We start from the raw sequence: 18,375 nt of genomic DNA, 5'->3' as shown, positions 1-18,375 counted from the left end.
GCGGCTCAGCCGAACAGCGTGCGGAAGTTCGCCAGGATCCGGCGCGGGTGCTCGGGGTCGACGGCGGCCAGCCCCGCCACCGTGGGCTCGTACTCGCCCGGCGCGAAGTACCCGTGCTCGCGGTAGATCTCAAGGCGCTCGAGGATCCCGGCCTGGTCCAGCTCCGGGTGGAACTGGGTGGCGTACTGGCGGGTGCCGAGCCGGAACATCTGCACGGGGCAGTCGGCGCCCTCGGCGAGCAGCACCGCGCCGGGCGGCAGCGCGCTCATCGCCTCCTTGTGGCCGACGTACGCCGCGAACACGCGGGGCACCCCGGCCAGCAGCGGATCTGCGGCACCCTCGTCGGTGAGCGTGACCTCGACGGGCGCGGCCGACTCGCCATGGGCGTTGTCCACGACGCCGCCGGCGTGCCGGCCCAGCGTGCCGACGCCGTAGCAGCAGCCGAGGAACGGCAGGTCGCGGCGCCGGACGACGTCGAGCATCCGGCCCAGCTCCGCCTCCACGGCGCGCTGCACGGGGGACTTGGTCTCCTCGGGATCGGAGCCCGTGAACGGGCTGCCGGGCAGGATCACGGCGGCGACGTCCGCGAGCTCCGCCTCCCAGTCCAGGCCGTGCGTGGCCACGTCCGGGCGCTGCACGACGCGGTCCAGGCGCAGCACCCGCAGCCGGCCCTCCGGATAGCCGCCCAGTCGCTGGACGGCCTCGACCTCGGCGGCCGCGGCGTCGTCTTCGGGGCGCGTCTGGACGAGGAGGAACGGCCGCGGATGCGGGCTCGGGATGGCGCCGGTCGGGGTGGTCATCTCGGCAGACTAGCGGGGCATCGGGCCGGGAGGGCGTGACGGCGTCGCGGGGCGTCGTCGGGGGCGGGTCGCGGTCAGCGGTCGGCCCAGGGGCGGGCGTCGGAGGCCCACGGCAGGGGACGGACGCGTTCCTCGGGCAGCGGGTCCGCGGCCAGCCGGCCGTAGAGGTGCACGTCGAGCCGCCGCCCGCCCGTGCGGAGGCGGCCGCGCTGCGTGCCTTCGTGACGGAGCCCAGCGGCCCGGGCGACGGCCCCCGCCGTCGGGCTGTCCGCCCGGTGGGCCAGTTCGATCCGTTCGAGCCCGCCCTCGGCCAGTTCGGCGTCCGCCACGGTGGTCGCCGCCCGCGACATGATCGCGTCCCCGCGCCAGCCCTGATGCAGCCAGGCGGTGAGCGCGCCGGTGCCGTGCGCCTCGTCGCGCACGACGGCGACCAGGCCGATCAGCGTGTCCGTCCCGCGCTCCACCACGGCGACGGCGTCCGTCCCCTCCGCCTGGACCAGTCCGTCGACGTAGGCGCGGGCGGAGGCGTCGTCGGTGACCTCTGCGGGATCGGCCATGCCGACGGTGCCCGCGTGGAAGGCCGCCAGGACGGCGGGCGCGTCCGTGGCGCGGAGGGGGCGGAGCTGGGCGGGTGCGGAGCCGGTCATGCCGGGAGCATAACCCCGGCAGGGGCTGGAGAGTGAGGTGCGCCACACGAGCCGGACCCCGGAGGGCGTGTCACCGGGGACGGGGCCGGCTCTCGACGCCCGTCCCGCGGCTGGGCCTCACCGGCGCGTGGCTGCCTTCGCCTCGAGCTCGTCGGCGAGGGTGCGCAGCGCGCCGAGCTCCCGGGCGATCCGGGAATCCAGGTCGGCGTCCGTGAGCGTCTCCGAGCCGCCGCGGGCACGCAGGTAGAGCAGCTGGCCGAACCGGGCCCGGCGCCACTGATACTCGGCCTCGGCGTCGCGGGCCTGCAGGGCGCGGGAGATCTCCCGGTCGTAGAGCGGCGGCTCGTTGAGCTGACGCTGGCGCACTTCGAGCACGCGGGACGCCCGGCCCGGCTCGGAGGGGACCTCGTCCGCCTCGAGCAGGCGCCGACCGAGGTTGGCGGCGGCGATGTGCTCGCCCTCCTCGCGCAGGATCAGCGACGCCAGGGACAGCGCGGCCTGGATGGACTTCCACCGCCCCACGGCCCCGTCCCACGGCAGGTTCGTCAGCAGGCCCAGGGTGGCGAGCGTGCCCTCGGTGTCCTCGTGCAGCAGGTAGAGCCGCTCGGCCATGCCGAACACGTCCTCCAGCTGGGAGCCGGAGCGCAGGTTCAACCCGTGGGAGAGCCGGGCCGCGGTGGCGGTCAGCTCGGTGTCGTCGAGGTGGCGCTTGCCGACGGCGACGATCCGCTCCTCGGGGGACCCCGCGTCCACGGGGGAGAAGGTGGTGTCCGGGACGGCCCTGCGCTCCTCCGGGCGGTCCGTGCGGACCCGGATCACGGAGCCGTGGGCGATCTTGACCTCCCGGCCGCCCTCGAGGGTGGCGATCACGAGCGCGGGGGTGCCGAAGTCGTCCCGCATCACCCGGGTCGAGGCCACGGGCGGGGCGGGCTCGCCGCGGCGGGTCAGGAAGCTGTCCCCGGGCTGCACGTCCTGGGACTTCAGATGGCGGAGGTAGCCGCCGACGACCGGTGCCATGCTCAGCGCCCCCATCCCACGTGGGCGAGGGCCTGGCGCACCAGGTCCCCGCGGCCACCGATGAACTCGGCCTGGATGTCCTCGCCGAGGGCCTCCTCGGGGGTGAGCCAGGTCAGCTCGAGCGCGTTCTGGCGCGGCTGGCACTCACCCGTCACCGGCACCACGTACACCAGGGCCACGGCGTGCTGGCGGTCGTCCGTCAGCCCGGTCTCGGACGGCGCCGGGAAGTACTCGGCGACGGTGCAGGGGACCACCGATGGCGGCAGCTGCGGGAACGCGAGCGGGCCGAGGTCCTTCTCCAGGTGGCGCATCAGCGCGGCGCGGATGGTCTCCCGGTACTGGACGCGTCCGGAGACGAACGTCCGCTGGAACGTGCCGGTCTCGTCCGCCACGTAGAGCAGGCCGATCTCGGTGACGTAGCCGAGGGAGTCCAGCCGCACCGGGATGGCCTCCACATACACCATGGGCAGCCGGCGCCGGGCCTCGTAGAGGTCCTCGTCGGACAGCCAGCCCGGATTCGGGTCGGGGGTGCGCACGCTCATGGTTCTGTTCTACCGGAGTTCCGCGCCGGGGGCACACCGGGTCCCGGGTGTTCCGCTCACCACTTGGCTCGGAAGTACTGCCGGGCCATCGGCACCTGCTCCGAGGGGACGTCGAGCGCGAGGGCGGCCGCGGTCGGCCAGTTCGGGTTCGCCAGGGCGGCGCGGCCCACGCAGACGGCGTCGGCGCGGTCCTCGTCCACCACGGCCGCGACCTCCTCGGCGCCGGTCAGCGAGCCGACGGCGGACACCACGATCCCCTCGGTGCCCTCCTTCACGGCGGTGGCCAGCGGCACCTGATAGCCCGGGCCCTGAGGGCCCTCGTAGGTGTCCCCGATGCCCGCGGAGGACAGGTCGAACCAGTGCACCTGCCCCTGCAGCTCCTGCGCCAGGCGGACGGTCTCCTCGATGCTCCAGCCGCCCTCGACCCAGTCCGAGCCGGAGATGCGGATGCCGAGGACCTTGTCCGCGGGCCACACCTCGCGCACGGCCGCCACGACCTCCTTGAGGAAGCGGGTGCGGCCCTCGAAGTCCCCGCCGTACTCGTCGGTCCGGGTGTTGGTCAGCGGCGAGAGGAACTGGTGGATGAGGTAGCCGTGGGCGGCGTGCAGCTGCACGGCGCCGAAGCCGGCACGGTCGGCGCGCTCGGCGGCGTCGGCGAAGGCCTGGACGGTCTCCCGGATCTCGTCCACCCGCATCGCGTGGGTGCGGATCTCCATGGAGTTGGTGGCCACGCCGGAGGGGGAGAGGGTCTCCCAGGAGTCGGGGCCCTCGAGGATCGGCTGCCCGGCGAGCGCGCCCGGGTGCATGGGGACGGTCGAGGCCTTGGCGCCGGCGTGACCGAGCTGGATGGCGGGCAGGGCGCCCTGGGAGGCGATGAACTCGGCGATCGGCGCCCACGCGTCCCGCTGCTCGTCGTTCCACAGGCCGGTGTCCCACGCGGAGATGCGTCCCTCGGGGGTGACGGCGGTGGCCTCGGCCACCACGATCCCGAAGCCGCCGGCCGCGCGGGCGCCCAGGTGCTGGAAGTGCCAGCCGTGGGGGACGCCGTCGCGCGCCTCGCACGAGTACTGGCACATCGGCGGCAGGATCAGGCGGTTGCGCACGCGCACGCCGTTGATCTCAATCGGTTCGAAGATCGCGGGCACGGCGGGGGCGTCGGTCTGCGGGGTGGCGGTCTGAGTCATGCACCCCACCCTACGAGCGGGTCCGGACACGGGAGGGCTCGCGTCCGCCGCGGGCGGAAGGGCGGGCCGGCCCGTGCGACGAGAGAAGTCGTCACCGCTGCTGCGTCCACCCCTACCCTGGGCCCATGCCCTCCTACCGCGCCCGCCTGCAGATCGGCGACCTCCTGCCCGGCCACCGGCCCGAAGAGGTCATGGACCTGGCCGAGGCCGCCGTCCAGGCCACGCACGTGCTCGCGGCCAAGGACATCGAGGTCGTCGCGCGCGTCCCGCGGATCGTGCTGCGCTTCACGGTGCCCGGCTCGCACCGGGCCGGCGAGGACGCCGAGGCCGCCGAGGTGGCGCGGCGGATGGCGGAGGCGGTGTCCGGCGTCGCCGTGACGGGCCGGCTGGACGTGCTCCGGCGCGACGGCGGCCGGTGGGTCCCGGTGCCCGCTGGGCTCGGGCGCTGAACGGGGCCGGGCTCAGGCGCCGGCCGGGTGCGGCCGGCGGGCGGCGTCGCGCTCGATCTGGCGGGCCCAGGAGCGGCGCACGGCCGCGGCGGTGACCAGCAGCAGCGCCCCGAAGGCGGCCGCGAGACCCACCCACACGCTCTGCTGCGCCCCGAGCGGGCTGGGCAGCAGGCGGGGCAGGGCGAGGCAGAGCAGGGTCCAGGCCATGCCCAGGGCCACACCCATGCGGCCGCGCCCCCCGAGCACGAGGCGCAGGGCCGCCAGCAGCAGGGCCACCAGCACCAGCAGGGCGAGCAGCTCGGTCGGGAACCAGCCGACGTGCACACCCCAGGCGTGGAGGGCGGCGCCCACCGCGGTGGGTGCGCCGGCGAGGAGGGTGCCCAGCAGCACGCCGAGCGCGCCGTCCTCGGCCACCCGTGCGACGCGGCGGGCCGCCGGGCGTGCGCCGAGCCGCCGGACCACACGGAGCATGAGGACCAGGGCGAGCAGCCACGGGACGACGTCGAAGCCCCCGGGGGCCAGGACGGCCAGGGGGAACCACAGCGCCAGCGCCAGCAGGGCCCCCGCGATCGCGCCCCGGATGCGGCGGTGCCGCGGCGACGCGCCCTGGCCCCGCCCCCACTGCCGCAGCACGTACATGCCGGTCAGCAGCCACAGCACCGGCCAGATCGCCGGGTGCAGCGGGGACAGCCCGAACACGCTCGCGCCGGGGCCGTGTCGGCCGTCGGCGGTGAGCGGGTACGCGCCGGCATCGAGGGCGCCGAGCCCCGGGACGCGGCCGGCCAGACCGAGGCCCCACGCGCCGGAGAGCACGAACAGCGCCCACACGACGGTCAGCAGCGCCTGGCCGCGTCGGTCCGCAGCGGTCGGTGAGCCGGCCGGCTCCTCGGGCGGCGCGGGGGTGTAGCCGGGGATCAGGGGCAGGGCGCCCGTGACCGGCCCCGCCGAGGAGTGGGCGGTGGCCTCGGCCCGGACGGCCTGCGCCTTCGTGGAGAGCCGCTGCCGCCGCCGCCACTCGGGCAGGGCCACCCGGGCCCGGGCGAAGAGCTCCTCATCGGTGAGCCGCTCCTCCGGGTCGGACAGCAGCGGCCGGTCGGCGGCGGCCGGGAAGACCTCGGGGCCCTCGAGCTCGCGCGCGGCCCGGGCCAGCGCGCGGGACTCCCGCTCCTCGTGCTCGCGACGGCGGCGGGCGGCGTCCTCCGCCGCACGGCGCTCGGCCTCCCGGGCGCGGTCCTCGAGGAGCCGGGCCTGGGCGAGGGCGCGTTCGGCGTGCAGCACGGTGTACGCGCGGACGCGTGCGGCCTGGCGACGACGTCGCTCGGCCTCGAGGCGGGCGGCCTCCTCCGCCTCGCGACGGCGCCGCTCGGCCTCCTCGGCCCGACGGCGCCGCTCGGCCTCGACGCGTTCGGCCTCGAGGCGACGGCGTTCGGCCTCGGCCGCCTGCCGACGGCGCTCCGCCTCCGCCTCCGCCTCGAGCCGGAGCCGCTCCCGTTCCGCGAGCGCGGCCTCCTCGCGGGCCCGCCGCTCCGCCTGCACGCGGGCGCGCTCGGCGGCGACCTCCGCCTCCCGGCGGCGCCGTTCCTCCCGCTCCCGGCGGCGGGCCTCCGCCTCGGCGGCGGCACGTGCCTTCTCCTCGGCCGCCACCCGACGGCGCCGCTCGGCTTCACGCCGACGGCGCTGCTTCTCCTCCTCGCGGCGGCGGCGGGCCACCCGCGCGGCCTGGGCCCGGCGGGCCTCCTCGTCGAGGCGGGCCCGCCGGCGCTCCTCGGCCGCGGTGCGGCGGCGTGCGGCCTCCGCGGCCTTCTCCGGGTCCCGGCCCGGGGCGGGGAGGATGCGTTCGACCGTGCCGACGAGTGGGTCGGTGAAACGGGCGAGGTCCGGGCTGCCGAGGCGGTCCAGGATCTCGCTGAGGTCGCGGCGTGGGCGCTGCTGGGCGGGAGCGCCCGGGGTGCGCAGTCGGTCCATGGCGCGGTGCACGTCCGCGCGGCGGTCCTCGCGCACGCGGCGCTCGGCGGCGGTCTCGGGTCGGCCCGAGCGCAGGGCGCGCTCGTGACGGCGCAGATCGCGGCGGGAGATCTCCCCGGGCGCGGCCAGGGCGCGGCGGGGGCGCGCGGCGGGGGCACGCGTCGCGTCGTCGTCGGGACGGGGCGCCGAGGCGTCCCGGAGGCGCTCGAGGGCGGCGCGGGACTCGGAGGACGCGTCCTGCATGCTCACCCCTTCCGGCCCCGGCGACGGTGGGCCATGATCCCCGCGATCATCAACCCTGCAAGGGTACCGAACACCATGCCGACCACCGCGGACGCCCACCACGGCAGGCCGGTGGCCCGGCCGGTGATCCAGCCGAGCCCCACCATGGACCCGGACCACGCAAGCGAGCCCGCCCCGGACAGCCACAGGAACACGGGCCAGCGGATCCCGCCGATCCCGGCCGCCGCCATCGACGCCGTCCGTCCGCCCGAGACGAACCGCAGCACGGACAGCCCCGCCAGGCTGCCCGCCGGGCCCACCCGCACCAGCAGAGTCCGGATCCCCCGGTGGATCCGCCGCCACCACGCCCAGCGGTCCAGGCGGTCGGCGAGGCCGTGGCGGAACAGCGCGTAGAGGCCGACGTCCCCGGCCCAGCAGCCCAGCCACGCCGCCAGCACCGCGGCCACGGGGGAGACCCGGCCCTCCGCCGCGAGCGCCCCCGAGCCGATGACCACCACCTCCGACGGGACGGGTGGGATCGGGGCGTCCAGGGCCACGAGCAGCGCGGTGAGCGGGTGGAACCACACTCCGAGCGCGTCCATCAGGGCGGCCGGGTCCCCGCCCGTCACCGCGGTCGCTCCTGCAGCTCGGCGGGGGAGGTGAACTCCCGCTCCTCGCCCGTCACCGGGTCCGTGAAGCGCAGCGACCGGGAGAGCAGCTGCAGGGGACGCGTGACGTCGTCCGGGGCGAGGTCGAGCAGGTCCGGGTAGAACGGGTCGAACGCGATGCCCAGGCCCAGGGCGGCCAGGTGGATGCGCAGCTGGTGGGTGCGGCCCGTGCGCGGGGTGAGCCGCAGGTGCGCCACGCGCCGCCCCGCCAGCGTCCCGGCGGAGACGCCGACGCCCAGCAGCTCCACCCGGGACTCCGCGTTCGCCCCGGCGTGGGGCCGGTTCGACCGCCGGGTCCGCACCGGCGCGCCCGCCCGGCGTCCCGAGGCGGCCGGCGGGATCTCCTCCACCACGGAGCGCAGGATCCCCTTGTCCTTGCGGATCCGGCTGCGCACGGTCAGCGGGAATCGCCCCAGGACGGGGTCGGCCGGGGCACCGGGGCCGTGGGCGGCGTCGTCGGGGGCGTCCGGCAGGAGCGCCACGGCCTCGTAGGTCTTGGCCACGGCACGCCGCTCGAAGAGCAGGTGGTAGGCGCCGCGGGTGGCCGGGTTCGCGGAGAACATCACGACGCCGGCCGTCGCCCGGTCGAGCCGGTGCAGGGGCACGAGGTCGTCGAGGCCGAGCTCGTTGCGCAGCCGCACGAGCGCGGTCTCCTGGACGAAGCGGCCGCCCGGGGTGGTGGGCAGGAAGTGGGGTTTGTGGATGACCGCGAGGTGCTCGTCGCGGTGCAGGAGCGTGTGCGTCACGGGCAGCGGGGCCTCGTCGGGGACGTCCCGGTAGTACCAGAGGTCGTCGTGCACGCCGAGCGGTGTCGTCGGCGTCAGTGCGGTGCCGTCCGCCGCCACGACCTCGCCGCGGGCGAAGCGCGCGCGGATGCCGTCCGGGTCCACGTGACCGAACCGGTGGAGCACGTAGTCCTGCGCGGTGGGCCAGCCGGCGGCGGGCAGGCGCAGGCGCGTGGCGTTGACGCCGTTGCGCGGGGGGAGGGGAGAGGGGACGGCCACGGGTCCATCCTCCCAGCCCGGTGCGGCTGCGTCCGACGGGCGCCGCTCAGTCCGACCGGCCGGGCCGGCCGGAGCCGGTGGTCTCGTCCTCGGCCGGGCCCCGGTGCTGCGGGGTGAGCACCACGACCTCCTCGGCCGGCGCGGCGCGCCCCGTCACCTCGCGCGCCGGGACCGCCCCGCCGACGTCGACCACCACGGTGTCCAGCACCGCGCCCGCGGGGACCACGCAGTCGCCGAGCAGGAGGCTGCCGCGCACCGTGGCGCCGGCCGCCACGACCACCCCGGGGCCGACCACGCTGCCCGACACCTCGCCCTCGATCCGGCAGCCCGGGCTGAGCAGCGAGCCGGAGACGCGGGCGTCCGGGGCCACCCACGCCGGCGGCGCCTGGTGGGGGTTGGTGATCAGCGGCCAGCCCTCGGCGGCGACGTCCAGGCCGGTGCCCTCGAGGATCTCCCGGTGGGCGCGGACGTACGCGTCCAGGGTGCCGATGTCCCGCCAGTACCCGACGAGGCGGTGCTCCCGCACGTGTCCCCGCGCCACGAACGCCGGGATGATGCTCTCCCCGTAGTCGCCGAGGGAGGAGCCCACGGGGTCGCCGTCCTCATCGGTCTCGCCCTCGTCCTTGGTGGCCGCCTCGTCCTCGCCCGCCACGAGGTCGCCGACCACCTCGGAGAGCGCGGCGACGTCGAACACGAACACCTCGGTGGCCACGAGCGTGCCCGCCGGGTCCTCCGGCTTGTAGGCGTAGTCGGTCACGGCGCCGTCGTCGTCCACCTGCACGACGCCGAAGCGCGAGGGGTCCTCGTCCGTCTCGGTGGTGACCACGGTGAGCTCGGCGCCGGAGCGGGTGTGCTCGGCCAGCACGGGGCGCAGGTCCAGCTGGTACAGGTGGTCCGCGGAGAGCACGACGACGGTCTCGGCGCCGAACTGCTCCAGCAGGGGCAGCTGCTGGGCGATCGCGTGGCCGTTGCCGCGGGCGAAGCCCTCCTCGGCGCGGCCCTGCGCGGGGGGCAGGAGCCGCAGGCCGTGGCGGGTGCCGTCGAGATCCCACGGCCGGCCGCCGGCCAGGTGCTGGTTGAGCGTGAAGGGGCGGTACTGCTCCACGACCCACACGTCCCGCAGGCGCGAGTGGGCCAGGTTGGACAGGACGACGTCGATCAGCCGGTACTGGCCCGCCAGCGGCACCATCGGCTTGGCGCGGGCCGCGGTGAGCGGCATGAGGCGGCCGCCGGTGCCGCCGGCCAGCACGAGCGCGACGACGGCGCCCTCCGGGTCCTTCGGGAACGGGTCGGCCATGACTCCTCCTCGGGTCGGGGCGGGTTCAGCATAGGGAGCGGGCAGGACATGCGGCCACCGTTCGGGCGCGTCCGGTTCAGCCCTGGCAGTGCGGGCACCACCACAGCCGCCGCGCGTCGTCCTCGGGGGAGCCGTAGTCCTCCTGGCGGACGGGGCCGCGGCAGCGCAGGCACGGGGCGCGGTCGTGCCCGTAGACCCAGTACGACGGCGTCCCGCCGCCGCGCGCGCCGGGCGTCCGGCCGGGTGCCGTGCCGGGTGACGGACCGGCAGGGACCAGCACCTCGACCCCGAAGGGCCGCCCCGGGTTGGGACGCACGCCCGTGGTCCGGCGCCGGGCGCCCGTGGCGGGGGCGGCGGGCGGGACGTTGGCGCGCAGCAGGTCCCGGGCGAGCAGCACGAGTCCGGCGACGTCCTCGACGTCGCCGATCGGCCGGTGCGGGTCGATGCCGGCCAGCAGGAGGGTCTCGCAGCGGTAGATGTTGCCGATCCCGGAGACGAGCCGCTGGTCGAGCAGGGCCAGGCCGACCGGCCGCTCGGGCCGGGCCGTGAGCCGCCGCACGCCCTCGGCGAGCAGCGCGGCGCCGTCGTCGGGCGTGTCCCAGGCCGGGTCCAGCAGGTCGGGGCCGAGGTGGCCGAGGACGGCGGCCTCGTCGGCGGTGGGCACGAGGGTGAGCAGGCCCAGCTGGGCGCCGAGCACGCGGTGCTCCGCCGTCTCCAGCACCGCCCGCACCTGCCAGGCGGGGGCGCCCCACCGCGCGTCGACGGCCGAGACGAGCCAGCGCCCCTCCATCTTCAGGTGCGAGATGAGCGTGAGCGGCCGGGCCCCGGGGCGGGCCGCGGGCGGGGTCAGCCGCATCAGCAGGTACTTGGCGCGCGGCAGGACCTCGGCCACCGTCCAGCCGGTCAGGTCCGCGGTGGCGTGGCGGGGCACGCGCAGATCCGCGTGCGTCAGGTCCCGGCCCTCGAGCACGGGGCGGAGCCGGTGCGCGACGCGGACGAGGGAGTCGCCTTCAGGCACGGGCCGTCACCGGCTCAGGCCGCGTTGAGCTGCCAGGTCACGCCGAAGCGGTCCCCGACCCACGCGAAGCGGCGGGAGAAGCCGTAGTCGTCGGGCGGCATGTAGTCACGGCCGCCGCCGGCGAGGAGCGCGTCGTGGATCGCGTCCACCGCGGTGGCGTCCGGCAGCTCGACGAACAGGCTGATGGCCGGGGTGAACGTGAACCCGTGCGGGGTGAAGGAGTCGAAGAACCGCAGCCGCTGGCCGGCGATCTCGAGCTCGCCGTGCAGGACCTTGCCCGCCCATTCGGCGCCGCGCGGGGAGGAATCGTCGAAGAGGTCCCGGCGGACCTCGGTGACCGGCAGGTATTCCACGAAGGCGGTGAGGTAGGCGTCCATGGCCGCACCGGCGTCACCCTCGAACAGGAGGAACGGGGTGACGGAGGGGTCTGAGGGATGCGGCAGGGAGTCCTCGAGGGCCTCGGGGGCGGGGGACGTGCCCGTGGGGGCGGTGCCCACGTCCTCGGGCGGGGCGGCGTCGATGCTCATGGGCCGAACCTACCCCCCGGGCCCCGCCTCCGCGACAGGGCCACCCCGGGCAACGCGGGTTGGGTTGTCGCGGGTGTTCGACGGCGGGACCCGTGACAACTCAACCCGCGTTGCGGACGGACAGACGGACACGAGTTCTCAGTTCCGGAACCGGATGCCCGATGGGCTCGAGTAGAACCCCGCGGCCAGCAGCGCCTCGGCCAGCGGCGTGCCGAGCACGGGCCCGCCGTTGACCTTCTCCAGGCTCAGCCGCTCGGTGCGGCCGGTGCGCAGCGCCCACACGAGCGCCTCCGCCGCGGCCCGCAGCTCGCCCGGATCCTCCGTGAACGCGAGCAGCGTGCGCCCGCCGCGCTCCATGTAGAGGGCCAGCCGCCCCGCGATCAGCACGACGACGGCGCCCGCCTTCCGGCCCGGGCGGTGGCCCGTGGGCACGACGCCGTCCGGCCCGGCCGGCACGGACGGCCAGTCCAGCGCGGCGCCGTAGGGGTTCGCCGGATCCGTCGCGGCCAGGGCGAGGGCGAGCGGGGCGGCGTCGACGGCGGCGTCCTCCTCGTCCCGCTGGAACCCGCGCAGCCGATCCACCACCGCGCCGGTGGAGAACTGCGCGCCGCCCAGCCCGTCGACGAAGTGGCCGCGGCGCACCTGGCCCGCGTCCTCCATTCGGGTGAGCAGCCGGTACTGCCCCGCGAACCCGCCGGGGACCTCCTCGGCCACCACGGAGCCGCGCGTGATCACGCCGTACCGGTCCAGCAGCAGCTCGGCGGTGGCGTGGGCGCGGATCGTGGGGTCCTGCTCGGCGGCGGGCAGCAGGGACCAGCGGCCGGCCGAGCGGGCCTGCTCGGCGGCCGAGAGCCCGACGGTCCCCGCCGTGAGACCGGCCGAGCCCCGGGCGCCGCCCTCGGGCGAGGCGAGCCCCGCGTACCGGCCACGCCCGCGCACCCCGGCCAGCCGTCCGCCGAGCCCGCGCCCGGCCGCCGCCCCCGCGGCCCCGCCCGTCCGCGCGGTGCGGGCCCGCGGCGTCTGCCGCCCGGTGCGGTGCGCGGTCTTGCCGAGCGAGAGCAGGCCGCGGACGGGGGCGAACGTGTCGTTGCCGACCCGGCCGTCCCACACCAGGCCCCACAGCGCGCCCAGCACCGCGGGGCCGCGGGCCAGGTCGGCCGGGTCGCGGTGCGGGTCGGGCCCGCCCGCCCCGCCTGCGCCACCCGCGTCGCCGTCGTCGCCCGCCGCCTGCGCCGCCCGCACCCGCTCCACGAGCTGCGGGAAGAACCAGGCCCCACCGCCGGCGAGCACCTCCAGCACGGCCGCGCGCAGGGCGGCGTCGGCCGGCGTCGCCTCGGCGGGCTCGGGCAGGCGCAGCGTGAGGTCCACGGCGTCGGCGGGGTGCAGGGCCACCCAACCGTCGTTGCCGGCGGCCTCCCCGACGCCCGACCACACGTACTCGCCCGTGGCCAGCAGCTCGTCGAGCAGGGCGGGGGCGTAGTCCCGCACACGGGCGGGCAGCACGAGGGACTCCCACGCGCTCGCGGGCAGGGGCGTGCCGGCCAGCTGGTCCAGGACGGTGGCCACCCCGTCCACGCCCTCGAGCGTGGCCGGCGGCCGCCAGGCCCCGTCGCGCCCCGTCCGCGGCCGCAGGTGCTGCCAGTCGGCGAGGAACCGGGCGTACGCGGCCTGGTCCACCGGCTCGACCTCGGCGCGCAGCGCGGCGAGGGAGCGCATGCGGATCCGCCGCAGCACCTCGGCGTCGCACCACTCGGCGTCCAGGCCGGCGGCCCCGGGGGTGCCCTCCGGCCGGAACGCGCCCGTGCTCACGCGGCGCTCGGTGGCCAGACGCTGCAGCACCGAGAGCACGACGGCGCCCCCCAGCCCCAGCGCGGCCCCCGCCTCGGCGGCGGTGAAGGGGCCGTGGGTGCGGGCGTAGCGGCCCACGAGGTCCCCGAGCGGGTCGTCGACCGGGTCGAGGAATGCGGTGGGCACTCCGTGCGGGATCGGCGTGCCGAGCGCGTCCCGCAGGCGGGCGGCGTCCTCGACGGCGGCGAACCGCTCGACCCCGTCCTGGCGCAGGCGGAACGCGCGGCCGGCGCGCTCGAGCTCCGCCAGCATGCCGGCGACGGCGGCCTCGTCCGCGGCCTCCTCCGTCTCCCCTTCGGCCCGGGTGCGCCGCGCGGCCTCCGCCGCGGACAGCGGGCCCAGCAGGCGCAGCAGGTCCGCCACGCCCTCGACCCCGCGGGCGCGCCGGTCGGGCGCGAGCCGCTGCAGCTGGGCCTCGACCTCCGCGATGACCCCGGCGTCCAGCAGCTCGCGCAGCTCCTCCGTGCCCAGCAGCTCGGACAGCAGTGCCGGGTCGAGGGAGAGCGCGGCGGCGCGGCGCTCGGCCAGCGGGGAGTCGCCCTCGTAGATGAACTGGGCGATGTAGCCGAACAGGATGGACTGGCTGAACGGCGAGGGCGCCGTCGTCGTGACCTCCACGAGCCGGACGGCCCGCGAGGACACCCGCCCCGCGAGCTCCTTGAGCGCCGGGAGGTCGTAGACGTCCTGGAGCACCTCGCGCACGGTCTCCAGGATCACGGGGAACCGCGGGTGCTTCCGCGCCACGTCCAGCAGCTGCGCGGACCGCTGCCGCTGCTGCCACAGGGGGGTCCGCCGCCCGGGGTCACGGCGCGGCAGCAGCAGGGACCGGGCCGCGTTCTCCCGGAACCGGGCCGCGAACAGCGCGGACCCGCCGACTTCCGCCGTGACGATCTCGTCCAGCTCCTCGGCCGTGAACTCGAACAGTTCCGCGCCCGGCGGCTCCGCGTCCATCAGCGGGATGCGCAGCACGATCCCGTCGTCGGCCGCCATCGCCGCGCCCGAGCCGGTCTCCAGCCCGTACCGCTGCGCCAGCCGCGCCCCCACCGCGAGCGCCCACGGGGCGTGCACCGCCATGCCGTAGGGGGAGTGCAGCACCACGCGCCAGTCGCCGAGCTCGTCCGTGAACCGCTCCACCACGAGCGTCTGCTCGGTGGGCAGCACCCCGGTGGCCTCGCGCTGGTCCTTCAGGTAGGCCAGCAGGTTGTCCTGCGCCCACGGGTCCAGGCCCGCGGCGGCCAGGCGGGTGCGGCCGGCCTCGGGGTCCGCGTCCAGCTCGCGGCGGAAGCGCCCGACGGCGTCGCCCAGCTCCGCCGGCCGGCCCGCGGCGTCGCCCCGCCAGAACGGGAGCTTGCCGGGCTGCCCGTAGGCGGGCAGCACCAGGACGCGGTCCGCGGTGATGTCCACGATGCGCCAGCTCGTGGCGCCCAGCAGGATGACGTCCCCCACGCGGGACTCGTAGACCATCTCCTCGTCGAGCTCGCCGACCCGGCGCCCGCCGGAGCGGGCCGAGCCCGCGGACGCGGAGCCCGCCGACTCGGCCGTGTCCCCGGCCGCCGCGCCGCCGGGGGTGCCGTCCGCGCCGCCGTCGGAGGCCAGGAACACCCCGAACAGGCCGCGGTCCGGGATGGTGCCGCCCGAGGTGACCGCCAGGCGCTGGGCGCCGGGGCGGGCGGCGAGCGTGCCGTTCTCCCGGTCCCACAGGATGCGCGGGCGCAGCTCGGCGAACTCGTCCGAGGGGTAGCGGCCGGCCAGCAGGTCGAGCACGGACTCGTAGGCGGAGAACGGCAGCGTGGCGAACGGCGCGGACCGGCGCACGAGGTCGAACCACTCCTGTGCGTCCAGGTCCGCGACGGCGACGGCGGCCACGGTCTGCTGGGCGAGGATGTCCAGCGGGTTGGCGGGGATCCGCAGCGACTCGATGCGCCCGGCCGTCATGCGCTCGGCCACGACGGCGGTGTCCACGAGGTCGCCCCGGTGCTTGGGGAAGAACACGCCGCGGGAGACCTCACCCACCTGGTGGCCGGCGCGGCCCACGCGCTGCAGACCGGAGGCCACCGAGGGCGGCGACTCGACCTGGATCACCTGGTCCACCGCGCCCATGTCGATGCCCAGCTCGAGCGAGCTCGTGGCCACGACGCAGCGGATCTGGCCGGTCTTCAGGGCGTCCTCCACGATGGCGCGCTGCTCCTTGGACACGGAGCCGTGGTGGGCGCGGGCGAAGTCGGAGACGGTGCCCGATCCGGTGCCGGTCTGCCCGGCCACCTGGGCGGGTCCGTGGAAGCCGGTCGGGTCCGGTGTGCGGAAGCCGGGGACGGCGTCCGGGTGCTCGGCTGCGGCGGCCGCCTCGGCGCGGGCCTCCCAGATCTCGTTGAGGCGGCCGGTGAGGCGCTCGGCCAGGCGCCGGGAGTTGGCGAACACGAGTGTGGAGCGCCGCTCGGCCACCAGGTCCACGATCCGCTCCTCGACGTGCGGCCAGATGGACCCGCCCGTCACCGCGCCCTCGTCGCCGAGCCCGCCCGTCGAGGAGCCGGGGCCCAGGTCGTGGGCGGCGGCGGGGGAGGAGAGGTCTGTCAGGTCCGGCACCGGCACCGTGACCGTCAGGTCCCAGCGCTTGGCCGAGGCGGGCCGCACCACCGTCACCGGCTGCGTGCCGCCGAGGAACCGGGCCACCTCGGCGGCCGGCTCGACCGTGGCGGACAGGCCGATCCGCTGCACCGGCGTGTCCAGCAGGGTGTCCAGGCGTTCGAGGGAGACGGCCAGGTGGGCGCCGCGCTTGGTCCCGGCCACGGCGTGCACCTCGTCCACGATCACCGTGCGGACCCCGGCCAGCGCCGCGCGGGCCTGCGAGGTGAGCATGAGGTACAGCGACTCGGGCGTGGTGATGAGGATGTCCGGCGGATCCTGCTGCAGGCGCCGTCGCTCGGCCGCCGGGGTGTCCCCGGAGCGCACACCCACCCGGACGCGCGGCACGGGCCTGCCCTGGTGTGCGGCGGTCTGTGTGATGCCCACCAGCGGGGCCCGCAGGTTCCGCTCCACGTCCACGCCGAGCGCCTTCAGCGGCGAGACGTAGAGGACGCGGGTGGCCGCCGTCCCCTCGGCGGCGGGCTCGCGCACGAACGAGTCGAGCGCCCAGAGGAAGGAGGAGAGGGTCTTGCCTGAGCCGGTCGGCGCGATCACCAGTGCGTGCCGCCCGGAGGAGATCGCGTCCCACGCGCCGAGCTGGGCCGGCGTCGGGGCCTCGAACGCGCCCGTGAACCAGGCGCGCGTGGGCTCGGTGAACCGGCCCAGGACGACGTCGGCCGCGGGCGTGGCCGAGCCCGCTGCGGTCTCCGCGGGCCCGCTCATGCGTGGTGGTATGGTCGGCCGGCGGAGATCTCCTGGGCTCGGTAGACCTGCTCCGCCAGGATCAGCCGCACGAGCTGGTGCGGGAAGACGAGCGGGGACAGGGACCAGACGCGGTCCGCGCGGGCGTGGACCCGGGCGTCCACCCCGTACGCGCCTCCGATCACCATCGTCACCGGGGCGCCGACGTCGAACCGGCTCTGCAGGTGCCGCGCCAGACCCGGCGAGTCGAACGCCGTCCCCCGCTCGTCCAGCAGGATCAGGTGCTCGTCCGCGCCGACCGCGCCCAGGATCCGGTCCGACTCCTCCGTGCGCGCCGCCTCCTCCTGCCGCGCGGCGTGCGGCAGCAGACGCCACGAGAGGTCGTAGGGCTTCTTGAGGCGCCGCTCGTAGCGGTCGATCCCGTCGACGACCCACGCCTCATGCTTCTTGCCGATGGCCAGCACCCGAACAGACATGGCCCCATGATCGCACCGGCCGCGGACACGGTACGGGGGTCGGCCCCCGCCGCTCGGTTACGCTCGCCGGGGCGGGGTGCCTGGCTCCGCACCGGAAGGGGGCCCATGACGTCGACCGCACGGTCCCCGCGGGTGTCCCGCCGCGCCGCGCTCGGCCTCGGGGTCGGCGCCCTCGCGGTGGGTGGGGTGGCCGTCGTCACCGACCTGGCCGGCGCGCCCGCCGGGCCGCTGGGCGCCAACGCGCCGGCCCTGTACGGCATGCGCAGCTCCACCGGGCACACGTACGCGGCCCTGCCCGGGCGCGCCGGACGCATCGACGTGTACCGGCCGCCGGGCCAGGGCCCGTTCCCGGTCCTCGTGTGGAACGCGGGCTCCGGCTGGCGCAGCGATCGCGGCTACAGCGACGGTGTCGACGTCGCCCGCGGCCTGGTCCCGCACGGCTACGCCGTCGCCGCGTTCTCGGTGCGCAGCTCCAAGCAGGGCACGTTCCCCGCCCAGGTGGAGGACGCGACGGCGGCGGTCCGCTGGGTGCGGCGCAACGCCCCGGGCCTGCAGCTGGACGCGGGGCGGGTGGCCGTGGCCGGCTCGTCGTCGGGCGGTTGGAACGCCCTCATGGCCGGCCTCACGGGCGGACAGGACCTGGACCGGGAGCAGGTGACGCCGCCCGGCCGGGAGGTGCCCGACGGCGGCCACGCGATCCCGGAGGAGGACCGCGTCCAGGCGATCGTGGACTTCTTCGGCCCCACGGACTTCCTGACGATGAACCGCCAGATGCTCCCGGGCGCGTGTGCGGACTACAACCGCGCGAACCGGCTCGCGCACTGCCACCTCGACGACCGCAGCACCAAGTCGGACATGCTGGGGGTGCCCGTCCTGGCCTCGGGCGGCCTGACCCGGCTGGCCTCCCCGATCACGCACGTGCGCCCGGACTCGCCGCCCCTGCTGGTCGTCCACGGGCGCAAGGACGTCACGGTCCCGTGGGGACAGAGCCTCGAGCTGTACCGGGCCGCCGAGGCCGCCGGACTGCGCACCGCGTTCTACTCGGTGGCCGAGGGCGGCCACGACCTGGGCATGATGACCGCGAAGACCCGCAGCGCGGAGGTGCTCCGCACCGGTGTGCCGGCCAGCGCCGTGCACGCCTCCATCTCGTGGTCCGCGGTGGCCTCGTTCCTGGACGCCGTCCTGCCGCGCTGAGCCGGCGGCCGGACCCGCCCCGGCATGGCGAAAGCCCGGGAGCACGAGGCTCCCGGGCTGCACATCTGGCGGTGACGGTGGGATTTGAACCCACGGTACGGGGTTACCGTACACAGCATTTCGAGTGCTGCACCTTCGGCCGCTCGGACACGTCACCAGACCAGGACACCCTACCCGAGCCGCGGCGGCGCGC

15 protein-coding genes and 1 tRNA gene are annotated in these 18,375 nt (G+C 76.6%); 2 read left to right on the top strand and 14 right to left on the bottom strand.

Annotated elements, in window-relative coordinates; all coding sequences use genetic code 11:
- Window positions 1-5: 5 nt before the first annotated feature.
- From ACUW6W_RS09460 to ACUW6W_RS09440, 5 genes are all read right to left on the bottom strand, one after another.
- Window positions 6-800: a glutamine amidotransferase gene (locus ACUW6W_RS09460; protein ID WP_454180151.1), complete on the bottom strand. Its 795-nt coding sequence runs from the start codon at window positions 798-800 to the stop codon at window positions 6-8.
- Window positions 801-874: 74 nt separating this feature from the next.
- Window positions 875-1,447 (bottom strand): GNAT family N-acetyltransferase, encoded by a 573-nt coding sequence (locus ACUW6W_RS09455; protein WP_063189932.1) that lies wholly within the window; start codon window positions 1,445-1,447, stop codon window positions 875-877.
- A 117-nt stretch (window positions 1,448-1,564) separates the two neighbouring features.
- On the bottom strand, window positions 1,565-2,464 hold the full coding sequence (locus ACUW6W_RS09450; RefSeq protein ID WP_230297492.1) for a DUF6707 family protein: 900 nt from the start codon (window positions 2,462-2,464) through the stop codon (window positions 1,565-1,567).
- Between the two features lie 2 nt (window positions 2,465-2,466).
- The gene (locus tag ACUW6W_RS09445; protein ID WP_036316089.1) at window positions 2,467-3,006 is read right to left on the bottom strand and encodes an NUDIX hydrolase family protein; all 540 of its coding nucleotides are present in this window, start codon (window positions 3,004-3,006) and stop codon (window positions 2,467-2,469) included.
- 56 nt (window positions 3,007-3,062) lie between these two features.
- The gene (locus ACUW6W_RS09440) at window positions 3,063-4,190 is read right to left on the bottom strand and encodes an NADH:flavin oxidoreductase/NADH oxidase (protein WP_073117197.1); all 1,128 of its coding nucleotides are present in this window, start codon (window positions 4,188-4,190) and stop codon (window positions 3,063-3,065) included.
- A 125-nt stretch (window positions 4,191-4,315) separates the two neighbouring features.
- Between ACUW6W_RS09440 and ACUW6W_RS09435 the strand changes: the two genes are divergently transcribed.
- Entirely contained in the window at window positions 4,316-4,639 is a 324-nt protein-coding gene (locus ACUW6W_RS09435) for a hypothetical protein (protein WP_036339857.1), read from the top strand.
- 12 nt (window positions 4,640-4,651) lie between these two features.
- On the opposite strand, the gene ACUW6W_RS09430 is transcribed toward ACUW6W_RS09435, so the two are convergent.
- From ACUW6W_RS09430 to ACUW6W_RS09395, 8 genes are all read right to left on the bottom strand, one after another.
- Window positions 4,652-6,847 carry a hypothetical protein gene (locus ACUW6W_RS09430; protein WP_454180150.1) on the bottom strand — a complete coding sequence of 732 codons (2,196 nt, stop codon included), beginning with the start codon at window positions 6,845-6,847 and terminating at the stop codon, window positions 4,652-4,654.
- Between the two features lie 2 nt (window positions 6,848-6,849).
- Window positions 6,850-7,455, bottom strand: a complete 606-nt coding sequence (locus tag ACUW6W_RS09425; protein WP_454180149.1) for a DedA family protein — start codon at window positions 7,453-7,455, stop codon at window positions 6,850-6,852.
- A complete protein-coding gene (locus tag ACUW6W_RS09420) occupies window positions 7,452-8,498 on the bottom strand; it encodes a pseudouridine synthase (RefSeq protein ID WP_454180148.1) in 1,047 nt (348 codons plus the stop codon). Before ACUW6W_RS09420 ends, ACUW6W_RS09425 begins: the two co-directional genes overlap by 4 nt.
- A 46-nt stretch (window positions 8,499-8,544) precedes the next feature.
- Window positions 8,545-9,795 carry a glucose-1-phosphate adenylyltransferase family protein gene (locus ACUW6W_RS09415; protein ID WP_454180147.1) on the bottom strand — a complete coding sequence of 417 codons (1,251 nt, stop codon included), beginning with the start codon at window positions 9,793-9,795 and terminating at the stop codon, window positions 8,545-8,547.
- A 76-nt stretch (window positions 9,796-9,871) separates the two neighbouring features.
- Window positions 9,872-10,813 (bottom strand): DNA-formamidopyrimidine glycosylase family protein, encoded by a 942-nt coding sequence (locus ACUW6W_RS09410; RefSeq protein WP_454180146.1) that lies wholly within the window; start codon window positions 10,811-10,813, stop codon window positions 9,872-9,874.
- A gap of 14 nt (window positions 10,814-10,827) precedes the next feature.
- The gene (locus ACUW6W_RS09405) at window positions 10,828-11,340 is read right to left on the bottom strand and encodes a VOC family protein (protein WP_454180145.1); all 513 of its coding nucleotides are present in this window, start codon (window positions 11,338-11,340) and stop codon (window positions 10,828-10,830) included.
- A gap of 138 nt (window positions 11,341-11,478) precedes the next feature.
- Window positions 11,479-16,533, bottom strand: coding sequence for an ATP-dependent helicase (locus ACUW6W_RS09400; protein ID WP_454180144.1), 5,055 nt, complete (start codon window positions 16,531-16,533; stop codon window positions 11,479-11,481).
- Window positions 16,530-16,988, bottom strand: a complete 459-nt coding sequence (locus tag ACUW6W_RS09395; protein WP_186303259.1) for a 23S rRNA (pseudouridine(1915)-N(3))-methyltransferase RlmH — start codon at window positions 16,986-16,988, stop codon at window positions 16,530-16,532. The genes ACUW6W_RS09400 and ACUW6W_RS09395 overlap by 4 nt, the downstream gene beginning before the upstream one ends.
- A gap of 105 nt (window positions 16,989-17,093) precedes the next feature.
- Between ACUW6W_RS09395 and ACUW6W_RS09390 the strand changes: the two genes are divergently transcribed.
- Window positions 17,094-18,182, top strand: a complete 1,089-nt coding sequence (locus ACUW6W_RS09390) for an alpha/beta hydrolase (protein ID WP_144819949.1) — start codon at window positions 17,094-17,096, stop codon at window positions 18,180-18,182.
- 66 nt (window positions 18,183-18,248) lie between these two features.
- Here ACUW6W_RS09390 and ACUW6W_RS09385 read toward each other — a convergent pair.
- Window positions 18,249-18,339 (bottom strand) — tRNA-Ser (locus tag ACUW6W_RS09385).
- Between the last annotated feature and the right edge of the window lie 36 nt (window positions 18,340-18,375).

This window comes from Micrococcus sp. 093350064-1 (assembly GCF_053627955.1).
The sequence above is the reverse complement of the archived record's forward strand: the minus strand, read 5'-3'. Positions and strand labels throughout refer to the sequence as shown.

Bases quoted from the DNA above. Each gene is read 5' to 3' on its own strand.
- ACUW6W_RS09460 (WP_454180151.1), bottom strand. From the start codon at position 800: ATGACCACCCCGACCGGCGCCATCCCGAGCCCGCATCCGCGGCCGTTC.
- ACUW6W_RS09455 (WP_063189932.1), bottom strand. From the start codon at position 1,447: ATGACCGGCTCCGCACCCGCCCAGCTCCGCCCCCTCCGCGCCACGGAC.
- ACUW6W_RS09450 (WP_230297492.1), bottom strand. From the start codon at position 2,464: ATGGCACCGGTCGTCGGCGGCTACCTCCGCCATCTGAAGTCCCAGGAC.
- ACUW6W_RS09445 (WP_036316089.1), bottom strand. From the start codon at position 3,006: ATGAGCGTGCGCACCCCCGACCCGAATCCGGGCTGGCTGTCCGACGAG.
- ACUW6W_RS09440 (WP_073117197.1), bottom strand. From the start codon at position 4,190: ATGACTCAGACCGCCACCCCGCAGACCGACGCCCCCGCCGTGCCCGCG.
- ACUW6W_RS09435 (WP_036339857.1), top strand. From the start codon at position 4,316: ATGCCCTCCTACCGCGCCCGCCTGCAGATCGGCGACCTCCTGCCCGGC.
- ACUW6W_RS09430 (WP_454180150.1), bottom strand. From the start codon at position 6,847: ATGCAGGACGCGTCCTCCGAGTCCCGCGCCGCCCTCGAGCGCCTCCGG.
- ACUW6W_RS09415 (WP_454180147.1), bottom strand. From the start codon at position 9,795: ATGGCCGACCCGTTCCCGAAGGACCCGGAGGGCGCCGTCGTCGCGCTC.
- ACUW6W_RS09405 (WP_454180145.1), bottom strand. From the start codon at position 11,340: ATGAGCATCGACGCCGCCCCGCCCGAGGACGTGGGCACCGCCCCCACG.
- ACUW6W_RS09400 (WP_454180144.1), bottom strand. From the start codon at position 16,533: ATGAGCGGGCCCGCGGAGACCGCAGCGGGCTCGGCCACGCCCGCGGCC.
- ACUW6W_RS09395 (WP_186303259.1), bottom strand. From the start codon at position 16,988: ATGTCTGTTCGGGTGCTGGCCATCGGCAAGAAGCATGAGGCGTGGGTC.
- ACUW6W_RS09390 (WP_144819949.1), top strand. From the start codon at position 17,094: ATGACGTCGACCGCACGGTCCCCGCGGGTGTCCCGCCGCGCCGCGCTC.